13 protein-coding genes are annotated in these 11,320 nt (G+C 60.5%); 7 read left to right on the forward strand and 6 right to left on the reverse strand.

The window, feature by feature from the left end:
• The 6 genes from UNPA324_RS10870 to UNPA324_RS10895 form a co-directional block, all read left to right on the forward strand.
• On the forward strand, nucleotides 1–670 hold a 670-nt coding region (locus UNPA324_RS10870), incomplete at its 5' end, for a toprim domain-containing protein (protein WP_181769657.1).
• Nucleotides 667–1,878, forward strand: coding sequence for an AAA family ATPase (locus UNPA324_RS10875; protein ID WP_141934674.1), 1,212 nt, complete (start codon nucleotides 667–669; stop codon nucleotides 1,876–1,878). The genes UNPA324_RS10870 and UNPA324_RS10875, both read left to right, overlap by 4 nt.
• A 212-nt stretch (nucleotides 1,879–2,090) precedes the next feature.
• Nucleotides 2,091–2,438 (forward strand): hypothetical protein, encoded by a 348-nt coding sequence (locus UNPA324_RS10880; RefSeq protein ID WP_141934675.1) that lies wholly within the window; start codon nucleotides 2,091–2,093, stop codon nucleotides 2,436–2,438.
• A gap of 214 nt (nucleotides 2,439–2,652) precedes the next feature.
• Nucleotides 2,653–3,828: a hypothetical protein gene (locus UNPA324_RS10885; RefSeq protein WP_141934676.1), complete on the forward strand. Its 1,176-nt coding sequence runs from the start codon at nucleotides 2,653–2,655 to the stop codon at nucleotides 3,826–3,828.
• A 277-nt stretch (nucleotides 3,829–4,105) separates the two neighbouring features.
• Nucleotides 4,106–4,693 (forward strand): MarR family transcriptional regulator, encoded by a 588-nt coding sequence (locus tag UNPA324_RS10890; RefSeq protein WP_349630200.1) that lies wholly within the window; start codon nucleotides 4,106–4,108, stop codon nucleotides 4,691–4,693.
• 330 nt (nucleotides 4,694–5,023) lie between these two features.
• Nucleotides 5,024–5,983: a hypothetical protein gene (locus UNPA324_RS10895; protein ID WP_141934677.1), complete on the forward strand. Its 960-nt coding sequence runs from the start codon at nucleotides 5,024–5,026 to the stop codon at nucleotides 5,981–5,983.
• Nucleotides 5,984–6,060: 77 nt separating this feature from the next.
• Here the strand turns inward: UNPA324_RS10895 and UNPA324_RS10900 are convergent, their stop codons facing one another.
• Nucleotides 6,061–7,221, reverse strand: coding sequence for a PDDEXK family nuclease (locus UNPA324_RS10900; RefSeq protein WP_141934678.1), 1,161 nt, complete (start codon nucleotides 7,219–7,221; stop codon nucleotides 6,061–6,063).
• 31 nt (nucleotides 7,222–7,252) lie between these two features.
• On the opposite strand from UNPA324_RS10900, the gene UNPA324_RS10905 reads away from it, so the two are divergent.
• Nucleotides 7,253–7,834 (forward strand): hypothetical protein, encoded by a 582-nt coding sequence (locus UNPA324_RS10905; RefSeq protein ID WP_141934679.1) that lies wholly within the window; start codon nucleotides 7,253–7,255, stop codon nucleotides 7,832–7,834.
• 171 nt (nucleotides 7,835–8,005) lie between these two features.
• Here UNPA324_RS10905 and UNPA324_RS10910 read toward each other — a convergent pair whose 3' ends face one another.
• From UNPA324_RS10910 to UNPA324_RS10930, 5 genes are all read right to left on the reverse strand, one after another.
• The gene (locus UNPA324_RS10910; protein ID WP_141934680.1) at nucleotides 8,006–8,404 is read right to left on the reverse strand and encodes a hypothetical protein; all 399 of its coding nucleotides are present in this window, start codon (nucleotides 8,402–8,404) and stop codon (nucleotides 8,006–8,008) included.
• Between the two features lie 3 nt (nucleotides 8,405–8,407).
• Nucleotides 8,408–8,851 carry a hypothetical protein gene (locus tag UNPA324_RS10915; RefSeq protein WP_141934681.1) on the reverse strand — a complete coding sequence of 148 codons (444 nt, stop codon included), beginning with the start codon at nucleotides 8,849–8,851 and terminating at the stop codon, nucleotides 8,408–8,410.
• 119 nt (nucleotides 8,852–8,970) lie between these two features.
• Nucleotides 8,971–9,300: a hypothetical protein gene (locus UNPA324_RS10920; protein WP_141934682.1), complete on the reverse strand. Its 330-nt coding sequence runs from the start codon at nucleotides 9,298–9,300 to the stop codon at nucleotides 8,971–8,973.
• Nucleotides 9,301–9,383: 83 nt separating this feature from the next.
• Complete coding sequence (locus UNPA324_RS10925) at nucleotides 9,384–9,770, reverse strand: hypothetical protein (RefSeq protein WP_141934683.1); 387 nt, start codon at nucleotides 9,768–9,770, stop codon at nucleotides 9,384–9,386.
• A 369-nt stretch (nucleotides 9,771–10,139) separates the two neighbouring features.
• Nucleotides 10,140–11,320, reverse strand: a 1,181-nt coding sequence (locus UNPA324_RS10930; protein ID WP_141938815.1) for a tyrosine-type recombinase/integrase, incomplete at its 5' end; no start/stop codon positions are given.

Genomic DNA, 11,320 nt, shown 5'->3' on the forward strand with positions numbered 1-11,320 from the left:
GCGCGAACGATTGGAGCGCGAGCGGATCGAGCGCGAAGCGCTCGAGGCGGCGGAGTTGCGGGAGACGATCGGGTATTGCGAGCGCCTTTGGTCCCAGACGGTGCCGCTGCCGCCGGCGGCCATCGCCTATTTCGCCCGTCGCGGCATCACGCTCGACGACGTGCCCGATCAAGGCGGACTGCGCTTCCTCTCCGCGTGCCCCTTCGACGGCGTCACCCTGCCGTGCATCGTGGCTCGCTTCACCGATCCGGTGACGAACGGACCTGGCGGTCTCTGGCGGCGTCCGCTGAGCGGTGAGAAGCCGAAAAGCATCGGGCCGATCCGGGCGCGTGTAATCCGCCTGTGGCCCGACGAGTATGTCGAACAGGGCTTGGTCATCGGCGAAGGCATCGAGACCACGCTCGCCGCTGCCACGCGCGCGATCCACTGCGGCACGCTACTGCGTCCGGCTTGGGCGTGCGGGCACGCGGACAATCTCAGGAAATTTCCTGTCCTGTCCGGCATCGAAGCTCTGACTATCCTCGCGGACAACGATGCAAGCGGCACGGGTCAGGACGCCGCCCGCGAATGCGCGGAGCGGTGGGAGGCGGCGGATCGATGGGTTGAAGTGCTGACACCGACCCAGATCGACGCCGATTTTGACGATCTCGCAATGCGGGGCGTCATATGACGGAGGCCCCGTTTCGCAGCAAAATCTACGACGGATCGTCGCGCCACCGTGGTGATGATGCGGACGCGCGTGACGATCGTCCGACGAAAGCGATCTCAGCCACACCATTCGTTTGCCGCGATCCGGCCAGCATCCCTGCGCGCCAATGGCTCTACGGCCGACACTACATCCGGCAGTTCCTGACCTGCACGATCTCGCACAGCGGCATGGGAAAAACCTCGCTGGCGATCACGGATGCGTTGGCAATGGCAAGCGGAAAGCCGTTGCTCGGCGTGGCACCAACCGAACGCGCCCGCGGCTGGATTTGGAATGGTGAGGACCCACGCGACGAACTCGATCGTCGGATCGCGGCAGCCATGCAGCAGCACAAGCTCACGGCGCAGGACATCGGTGATTACCTGTTCCTCAACTGCCGCGAAACGCCGATCACGCTTGCAACACAGACCCGAGCGGGGATCGTGATCGCGCAGTCGGTGGCGGAGGAGATCATCGCGACCATCAAACAGAACCGGATCGACGTGCTCGTCGTCGATCCCTTCATTCGCAGCCACCGGGTCGGCGAAAGCGATAACAGCGCGATCGATAGTGTGGTGTCGCTATGGGCGACAATCGCCGACAAAACAAATTGCTCCATCGAACTGTTGCACCACTCGCGCAAGACAGGACATGCCGAAGCGACGATCGAGGACGCGCGTGGGGCATCGGCGCTCATCAGCGCATCCCGATCGGCGCGAGTGTTGAACCGCATGACGGAGGACGAGGCCAAGCGGGCGGGCATCAGTCCAAGCGAGGCATGGCGTTATTTCCGCGTCGAGAATGGGAAGGCCAGCATGGCAACACGGCCCGAGAAGGCCGATTGGTACATGCTTGCCTCTAGCGCGCTTGCGAATGGCGATCACGTCGGCACCACGGTCGCGTGGTCATGGCCGGACCCGTTTGATGGCGTGAGCGTGCATGATCTCCGGGCGGCACAACAGGCGGTCAGCCAGGGTGGACCTTGGCGCGCCGACATCCGGGCGAACATGTGGGTCGGCAAGCCTATCGCCAAGGCGCTTGGGCTCAACATTCGCAAAGGTGCGGACAAGGAAAAAGTGAAGTGCCTACTCAGAACGTGGACCGAAAACGGCATGTTCGAGCACGTCGAGCGGAAGGACACCGACCGGCACTCGTATGTTTTCGTCGAGGTTGGGCAATGGGCCGACGACTAGCAAAGCGCGGCAGTCCGCCAATGGAACCGGAGTGCGGAAGTCCGTCAAAGGAACTTCCGCGAAACTTCCGCAAAACTTCCGCAGTGCTAGTGGCGGGAGGCTGCGGAGGTAGTTGTTTTTTCCCTATAGGGAAAAACAACCTCCGCACCCCCGCACGAAAGCCTGCGGAGGTCGCTGAGCCGGAACTCCCGCACGAGACTTCCGCTGCCGCCATGATCGCCCGGCTCTCTGCCGATGAGGTAGCCGCCTTGCGGCTCGCGCTGCACACCGAACCCGGTCGGCGGCGTCCGGAAACGCTGGCCGCGCTTTCCGAGCGGGACGATTTGATCCGCACGCTGGCCGCAACCTACTATCCCGGTCTCAGCCGCAATCAGCAGGCCAAGGCGATCCGCCGCGATCTGCTTCGCTATGCTGGCGGCGAATGGCGTCGCACCCGTAGTGACGAAGTATGCCGCCACCGTGACAATCGCCGCGTCCTGTACTGGCGAATTCTGCGGTTGCGCGGCGGCCACGTCCCGGCGGTGCGGACAATCTTCGGCATTCTCGGCGTACGTGGCTAGGCAAAAGGCGCGCGGCATCCCGACGAAGGAATTGCGCTCGCTCGTTAAGATCAGGCTCAACGAAGAAAAGAACCGCGAGCTTTACGAGGACTTGGAAGCCGATCAGCAGCAAATCGTTTCGATGCTGGCTGGCGAAGCGCAAGGCCGATGCTGCTGTTTCAAATGGGATCATCTCATAACGATCTTTGCAACGAGCTAGGACTATTCGCAGCAAATGAACCGCGCTGTGATCGCGTCGTCGATCATCGAGCGAGGTGACACCATGGCGGATCGGTATCAGCAGTATGGTTTCGGCCACGACCGGCCAGCGATCAGGAACGAGGCGACGGGCTTCCCGGCAGGCGATGCCAGCGCAAGCATTGTCTCCGGCCCGATCCCCGGCATGCTCGTGATCAACACCGGCGATCCGCTGTCAGTGCTGCCCCGGCCAGCCCGCGAAAAAGTTGAGGACCTGAAACGCCGACGCGAAGAATTCTCTCTGTTGTACCGCGCCGATTTCGAGAACGAGCAAGCGCTGCGCGCCGAAATCTTCAAGCACGAGGCGCGCATCGCCGAATTGCAAAAGCCGCGCGGCGAAGGCGGCTTCGGTCTCGGCAGCGACGACATGCGGGTCACGACCGAACAGGAAAAGCTCGGTCGGAAGCGCAACGACCTTGCCCGCTTGCTCGTCACGAAGGAGGCGCGGGGTGCCGAAAGCCAGCGGCTCGGCGCACTGCTGCGCAACATCGAGCAGATGATTGCAGCGCGTCCAGCGGGGACCGTTGGCAGGATGATCGAGATCGAGCGTCCGTCGTTCAAAGGCGACCTGCTCGATGCCATCGAGCGCCGTCGCGCTCGCACTCGCGAACTGCGGGCCGATGAGGCCCGCGCGCGCTGCGCGCCCCGTCCGAGCGCGGTTCGCAAGGCTGCTATGGTCGCTCAAGTCGAAGCATTGGCGGAGCAAGGGCGGCCGGACGTCGCCAGTAGCATCGAGCATGGCGAGCCGATCACTTGGCCGCTCACGAACCATCGGTTCGATGTATTCAACGCGAGCCCTGGCGCAATCTCGTTCGGCCAGTTAGTCGACATCGTCGCGTTCATGGCGTGGTGGGACCGGCAAGGCATGATCGAGCGGTTGTCCGCCGAACTTGATGCCGTCTCCGATGACGCTGCGGCGCTCAGCGATCAGCAGCGGCGGGAACAGGAGGCCCAAATCCTCGCCGACCTGCTCGTCACCGAGCGCGAGGAATGCGCGCTGATCGATCTCGCAAGGAAGCAGGGTCTGCCCGCCGAGCACCGCAGCGATTGCGACGCGCGCGCGGTTCTCGCGATCGAGTGGGTGCCCGCGCCCCCGTCGGAGCCGCGCGAGGGCGCGGGCGAGGCTGGCCTCGTTCGCCATATTGGCTCGTAGGTTCCGAGATGCGTCGTCGGCCGCGTCGAGCACGGCAGGCGGCGCGCTTGGCGCGGCGCTGTTCGCCGCGTACCGCGTCGAGTGCAACTGGCCTTGTTAGGGGAATGGCAGTCCGTTCTTGACGCCTGCCTAGTCAGGTTCATGTAAGGAAAGGATCAAAAGATCGGGCTTTGCACGCTCATTGCAAACCTTCGTATGTGTACGCCAAATCGTCTTTTTACGTGCGCTGGCCCTCCTGATCAGCAATACACAGTGCTGGCATACTAAAGGCGCGGGGATGATCACAGCAGCACGTGAAGCAGTCGATCTGCTGATACAGGCGGCCAGCAGTTGGCGGTTTGAGGATAATCGGCACGGACTGCTTGATCGAGAATGGATGGCGCTGCGATTTCTCGCTCGTGCTAACAGGTTCTCACGAACGCCCTCTGCATTAGCCCATTTCGTCGGCATCAGTCGGGCCACCGCTTCTCAGACTGTTGGGCGTCTTGAGGATAAAGGTTACATCCAGCGCACACGTTCTGATCAAGACAAGCGCTCGGTGGTCCTTGATGTCACCCCTCGAGGAGAAAATGTCCTTGCGAGCGATCCCATCGCGCCGCTCGTCAATGCAATTGCCGGACTTGCAGTTGGCGCGAATAAATTTCGCGACTTACTTCGTAATGTTTTGGAGCAGCTAGACGCCCGTCGGGATCGTCACCATGCGGATAGTTGCAGACAGTGCATCTTTTTGACTGAACCGACCTCCAAGCGTGGGAGCAAAACGCTGCCGGAATACACATGCCGCTTCTTTCGAGCCGGTCTCAGTGGATCAGAACTCGATCTTCTGTGCGTCAACTTCGAACGACATAAGGCAGGCGCGTTCTAGACTTCCCGGACCTAAGCGACCGCCACTTGCGCTTTGCCCCGGTAAATGGGGTACGAGCCGTTTACCGGAGTTTACGCAAACCGCGCGTCCCTTACAGCCCGCGCCCGGAAAACGCACAGGCGGCGCTCCTAACCAATCAAAACCGAAAATCATCCGGGCAAAATATGCTCAAGGGGAGCGGTCGCGCGTCCCCGCGCTAAGATTTCTGCCCCGGAGGACCCGCCAAAAGCAGAGGAAATCCTTGGGCTCTCCCTGATCGAACAACCTCAGCGGTTGCAATCCGTGCTATCAGTGCCTGCGATTGGGTCAAATCGAATTGTTGCCGCCAACATGTTGCAGTCTACGCCTGACGAGAGACAGGCCATCATCGACTATATGAACGGGCAAGCGCCCGACCTAACCGTCGAGTTTTTGCAGAAGGTCTATGCCGAGAACGTCCTGAGCCATCAGCATGTTGTTTGGGACGTTCACACCAACGTTGACCGTTGGTGGGTCATCACCAACCCGACCAACCTTTACTCGCAAGAACAGTTTCCGAACATGGATTTGGCCGTCACGTTTCACGTCGGCCTATGCCTGCGCATCCCGCGCGGCGAAAGAACGAAGCTATCAGAACTTCCCGTCGAGCCGCTGGCCGGATGTTTTCGTCATATCAGCGAAGCCTTGGAAGCTCTGGCGGGCGCGCAGGAGGTCAGCGATTTTCAGGCCGTTGGCGTCCGTTGCCGTGAGGCGTTGCTTGCCTTCTCCAGCGCCGCGCAGATCGTGGTGCCTTGGGTGGGGGATGTTGCCGCCGAACCAAAACAAGCCGACTTCAAAGCGTGGGTCGATCACATCTGTTCGGTCTGCCTGGCAGGTCAGGCACACGAGCATCGTCGCCATCTGTTCAAGACGCTGCTGGACGAGGCGTGGCGCTTTTCCAATTGGCTCACGCACGCGAAGGCGTCGACGTGGTATGACGCCGAGGCGGCGACGACCACGGTCGAACACGGGCTCGGCTTGTCGGCATCTCTCGTTATCCGTCATCTCCGTGGCGTTCCCGAGGCGTGTCCCGCCTGCGGCTCTAACCGGCTGTCCCCGCAGCGAGGTTTTCACTCAAGCGTTCCCGATCTCGAATGGGAGCGGCCGACTTGCGACAAGTGCGGTTGGCTCGGTGAGCCGGTGCCGATCCTTGACGATCCCGAAGCCTATACTTCGGACGAGGAGGATCGTCCGCCTCCCGAAGGCGAGTGTATTATACCGACCGTGCCCCTTCGGGAACTCCGGAAGCCATCCGGCAATAGCGGTCGATAGGGCAGATTGGCCGCGCATATCGAAAGACAGGAGGAGCAGGCAAGGTAGCGGCTTGGCCGCATCCTTGGCAGGCGCGCCTATTCCTCAGACTTTCTCGTTTCGGCGGGAAACCGACTGATCCGCTTCGATGGATCGTTGGGAAAGCCATGGGGCACGTCACGTCTCGTCGAGTATGGGGATAGTTCGAGCCACCGCCAGAAGCACCAGAACGGCCCATTCATTGGTGAGAAGGGAGCGTAGATGTGCACGCCTTCGAATAGGTCGTCGCCAAGGTCATCAATGGCAACAATGTCCCGCAGCCTAATGCCTCCCGAGAACTTGAGCCATGCGCGGTTCTCTTCGGGCAAGGCATCCCAAGTTTCGCGAGCGACATCGTTGAGTTCATCTAGTTGCGTATCCTCGACCCTCCAATGATGGCGTCGGCGCATCGCGGGCACGCCATCGGCAGCATCCCATTCGCCGGTATCGGGGTCGAGAAACGCATAAAACCACGAAATGCTCATCTCTAGGCCGTTATGGCTTAGAGCTTCGGGAGCAAAGACGCCCCACTTTGTAGGCCGCTCTCCCTCTTCGACGTGAGGGTATTCCTGTGCAAGCGGGTCGCGCACGAGCACATCGGCCGAGCTCAACAGGACGGCTTTCTTCAATTTACGCTTCGTGGCGATTTCTGCACGTATCTGCGTCGCCTGACTACGGCGACGGATTGTCAGCGAAATACCGAAGTAAGCAAACAGCAGATTGTCGTTTTTTGGCTGATATAGCTGATCTTCCAGTTCGCCTTTGCCCCAGATCACCGCTTCGCTGATACCCTGATCCCGGCACCATGCGTAGAAGGCATCGCGCGCCGCTTTGGAGAAGTCACTCGCTGCTGCAACGATAATGCCGTGCAATTTCTCTTCGGGGCCGACGCGTATCTCGGCGAGATATCCTTTAAGTTTGGCCGGGGTGATCTTCCGCTCTCGCTTGCACTGGATCAGCCATAACCGATCCGGTGCGCGGGGCTCCGCTAGCTCGTCCTCTGTTTCATCGGGGTCTAACGCAATAGTTGCGTTCACTGCATCGACGATCTCAAGGGCACGGGCATCGAAGCCATCATCCGAGCCGGATCGACCGGTTGCCTCCAACCTCCGCCAGGGCCGAAAATCGTAGATAAGTTGCCGCACCAAATCCTCGAACCGCTTTGGCTCAAGGTCGGTGAATGGAAGGGGATTGTACGTGCGGGTCGGAGTGGCGCTCATCGGTGCGCAAGTATAGACGGCCGACGTACTCGTGAAACACTCAATTGGGCTTGCGCGCGACGAAATTGGGGGAAAACGCCTCTCGCCCGGCTTGCTAATTCTTCCCAATGAGAGGCAGGTCGTCCAGCCAAAAATAGGGTGGTTCAAGATGACGCCGCGACAGTTCTTTCGTGAGGTAGCCGAACCCAACGCCAAACAGGCAATCACTGCCCGCAGCGATTTGCGCCTGGCGATCAACGCGATCATGACGCTCGATGCCTTATTCGGAATTCTTCACGCGACGCTGCATGAGGCGAGCATCGTCAGAACACCACGTGACGATGATTGGAAGGAGGAACTGGCGAAACAGAGCGCCGACTATCGATTACTACGCGACGCTGCCTACGCGCTAAAGCACGGCCATTTGAATGTCGGCAAGAAGCAGCGGATCGTGCGTCGCCCAGAACAACTGTTCACAATGCCGGGTGCATTTCAGGCAAACGCCTTCAGTTCGACAGCGTTCGATACCGGTCAAGTCTGGATAGAGACTGCTGCAACTGATCACCGGGCCCATGAAGTCATCGAAAAAGTCGTTGAGTTTGCAATTCTGCAACTCGGGTCATATGGAATGTGAGCGCGGAAGCCCGGTCAGTTCCCGCTGACCGGGCTGTTCAAATCCCGCTAATTGCAGGAATTGCTTTGATCAGGCACGAGCCGGAAGGTCTGATCGACCGCCTTCTCGGGCGATCGGCCGATGGTCCGCAATCCGGCCGCGACGCCGTCCAGCACCGCGCGATCGTGATGCCTACGGTGTTGGCCGCCGCAAGAGATGCATCGAGGGAAACGTCGCTCCGCTCAAGCCAGCAATGGCGAGGACGTTATTGTTGCCTATCTTTCGTAGCGCCCAAAGCTCGCGGACCAATTGAGGGCGCTCCGGGCCTTCGCCAGAGCAGCGCATCTCGACGAGATAGACCGGACGACCGGGCGTCGCTTCGCTCTTTTGCTGCACCGATCGGATATCGCAGTTGTATCCCGGCTCATGATAAGTGCGCGGTGTGATCACGATGCCTGTGATCTCGAGATCGCCCACGTCATCGCTCGACCAATCGCCTAAATAGGCTTCTGGCAATTGGGCAGCGTGCGCGGCTCCCATGGCGGCAAGCGCAAAGATCAGAGCAACGGAGTGTTTCATCGGAGGGGCCATGTGTCAGTTCGCGTCGGCGGGCTTGCAGCCATATTCCTCGTTCGGGCCGCACTTGCAGGTTTGATACTCCGACGCGCACATCTCAAACCGGCGATTTCGGAAGCAATCCGCGCCACTGCGGTTAAACCATGTGACGGGCCCAAGCGAAGCCAGTTGATCGCTGCGACCGCTGCCCCGGTTCCAAAACGCCATGGTGGCGTTGGTCGAAGCTTTGGGAATGACATTGACCTCGACATAATATTTCCCCGCGTCAAGCGTTGTGCCGTGACCATCGGGCGAGACGTGAAAATTACAGCGCTCGTTGACCAACAGTTTCCCGTCAATGCTGAGCAAACACTTGGCTGTTCGCGCTTGAACCTCATCGTCCGTTGGGATGGTGCAGGTCTCGGCTTTCGCGTTGGTCGCCCCGAACAATAGCAAGGCCGTAAGGAATGCGCGATTGATCATACCGGTAGTCCCTTCAAAGCAGCCCCGCCTGTGCGTTGCACCACCAATCCTTGATCCTGCTCAATATGTTATCGTCCTAAATTGCGAGAGCAAGGAGGAGCACATGAACTCAACGGCGGCTATCGCCCTTCATCCGGAAACTGACTCGTTAAATCGGTGATCGTTTGGATCGAATAGGTTGGCTGCTCGCCCACGCCAAGCTTTCGATACGTTCCAACAACCCGACACTTCTTGCCAACAGAACATGGCCGCAGCGGATCATGGCCCGCGCCCATTCGCTCGATTGAGCATGCATATCCGCCAGCCGCATCATAGATCACCGCGAGAGGCCAATCTGCTTTCGGCTTTAGCCAAACATCGATCAGTGTGCCGGTGCACGTAATGACATTCTTTTGCGCGCGTGCCGGGTAATCCGTGAGCGCCACGAATATCACCGCGCCAACGATCATCCATCTTATCATCTCACTAACACGTCCTCTGATCTCGCATTATCGTGTCGTGCGTCCCGGAGGGCGGGCGCGCCGGGCTGAACTTAAAGAACGAGACTTCCCCCCGCATAGTCCAGCGCCACAAGGCGACCGTCGAGATAGCCCCAATCGCTTTCCTTGTATTCGAAAGGCGCACTCGGGCCGCCCGGCATGTAATCCCAATCGGGGAAATCGTCGGCGTCGAGACGGCGAAGCTGATCTTCTCGCGTGAGCGGCACGGCGCGCCGCATGACGTTGATCAAGCCGAAAGGCGCGGTCCAGAGAATTGGGCAAAGTATCTCGCGCCTTTCCGGTGTGGCCCGGTCCCATTCCAACCGCTCGCGACGATTGCCATCGCGACCGCGCCGCGATCTTGGAAACTTGAAGGCATACCGACCGATGCAAAGGGTCAGCCGCGTGGTGCCCGCCGTCTGCCATTCAATGTTGAGCATTTCCAGCGATCAGCCCGCCCACGCCACGATCTACGCCACCATCCACACGCAGGCCGACTGCGGCGAGCCCGAGCAGAGATAGACGACGTAGAAGTGACCGTCCCTCGCCCCATAAGAATAGAAGCATTGCATTGCGCCCGTGGGTGGCACTCGATTGGCCGGGGGTCAATTGGGACTTTTCCCAGTGCCTCATGAGACCTTTGACGTAAGTAGAGACCCGGTATCCAAGCTACGGCGCAACTCGCGTTAAAACGTTGTTCGCACCGGGGCAGGCTATTTTCACTATGGAAGAATACTTCATGCCGGTGGGCCGCAGAGCAATCTGCGGCCATTTCGTTTTCTCTGACCGATCCGTGACGCACTGACCGATCAAGCGACGAGGCGCAAATCGGCTTTCGCGGACACCTCAGGCGCAGGCTCGGCGATGATCCGCCGAAGCTCGGCCGCGACGCCGTCGAGCACCGCGCGCTTTTCCTTCATTCGCTTTGAGTGATTGTAGACCTTGCCGGTGACGGTCGGCACGATCTGCTCTCCCTTTTTGCTCGCGGCATGATCGAGACACTTCGCAATCCACGCATCGTCAAAGCCGAGATCGCCCGCCAGCGTCGCCGCCGTCCGCCGCAGATCGTGAGGGGTGAATGGCTTGAGGCCGAGCAGTTGGCAGATGCCGGGCGTCCTCACCTTGCCCTTGCGCTTGTCGCCACGCAGCGCGTCGGCCATCGCCTTGCGGCGCATCGGCTTGTTGTCGAGCGGGCTGGCGAATACGAAATCCTTGTTGTTGCCCTTCAAAGCCTCCTTGACGATCTCCACCGCGAGGCTCGGTAGCGGCTGTTGGATCACTCGCCGTTTCTTCACCCGCTTGAGGGGCACGTCGAGGCGCGGCTGCTCGCCGTCGAGGTCGATCAATTCGCTGCGGTGCGCGCCGAGCAGTTCGGCCGTGCGCAGCATGGTGACGAGTTCGAGCTTGAGCGCCAGCCGGGTCCTACGATCCCAAGATGCCATCAAGTCGTCGCGGTCGAGGCCGTGCCAGAAAATCCTGATCTCGTCCTCGGACAGCACGCGGGTACGCGGATGCTCCGGGTCCAGCGGCTCAAGATCACTGCAAGGGTTGGCGGTGATGTACTCGCGCCGCAATGCCCACCGGAACATGCCCGAAGCCGCCTTGCGCATGTGGCGCGCATTGCTGACCGACGGTTTGCCGCTGTGCCGACCCGCCACGATGTCGTCCGACAACGCCTGAATGTCGCCTCGGGTGACGTCGGCCGCGATCTTCCGGCCGAGCTTCGAGCCGATGAAGCGGCGCAGATGGCTCGCGGTGTTCTCCCAACTTTCCAGCCGGGGCCGCATCTCGCCGTCCGCCTTCCGGATTGGCATCTTCATCCAGTCGATCCGCTCCTCGATGATCTCGGCGACCGTCTTGCCGCGCTTGACCTGCCGCTCTCTCCGGTCGCGGAAGGTCTCGGCAACGGCGTCGCCGCCCATGCCCTTGAGGCCATAGACCTTGCTCCGGGCGTCCTCGACGGTGAAGGTCTCGGGGTTATAGAGGCCGA

Source organism: Bradyrhizobium sp. UNPA324 (assembly GCF_006658635.1).
Lineage (GTDB): Bacteria > Pseudomonadota > Alphaproteobacteria > Rhizobiales > Xanthobacteraceae > Bradyrhizobium > Bradyrhizobium nanningense.

Coding starts and splice junctions, on each gene's coding strand:
- UNPA324_RS10875 (WP_141934674.1), top strand. CDS start 667: ATGACGGAGGCCCCGTTTCGCAGCAAAATCTACGACGGATCGTCGCGC.
- UNPA324_RS10890 (WP_349630200.1), top strand. CDS start 4,106: ATGATCACAGCAGCACGTGAAGCAGTCGATCTGCTGATACAGGCGGCC.
- UNPA324_RS10910 (WP_141934680.1), bottom strand. CDS start 8,404: ATGGCCCCTCCGATGAAACACTCCGTTGCTCTGATCTTTGCGCTTGCC.
- UNPA324_RS10880 (WP_141934675.1), top strand. CDS start 2,091: ATGATCGCCCGGCTCTCTGCCGATGAGGTAGCCGCCTTGCGGCTCGCG.
- UNPA324_RS10885 (WP_141934676.1), top strand. CDS start 2,653: ATGAACCGCGCTGTGATCGCGTCGTCGATCATCGAGCGAGGTGACACC.
- UNPA324_RS10900 (WP_141934678.1), bottom strand. CDS start 7,221: ATGAGCGCCACTCCGACCCGCACGTACAATCCCCTTCCATTCACCGAC.
- UNPA324_RS10895 (WP_141934677.1), top strand. CDS start 5,024: ATGTTGCAGTCTACGCCTGACGAGAGACAGGCCATCATCGACTATATG.
- UNPA324_RS10925 (WP_141934683.1), bottom strand. CDS start 9,770: ATGCTCAACATTGAATGGCAGACGGCGGGCACCACGCGGCTGACCCTT.
- UNPA324_RS10915 (WP_141934681.1), bottom strand. CDS start 8,851: ATGATCAATCGCGCATTCCTTACGGCCTTGCTATTGTTCGGGGCGACC.
- UNPA324_RS10920 (WP_141934682.1), bottom strand. CDS start 9,300: ATGATCGTTGGCGCGGTGATATTCGTGGCGCTCACGGATTACCCGGCA.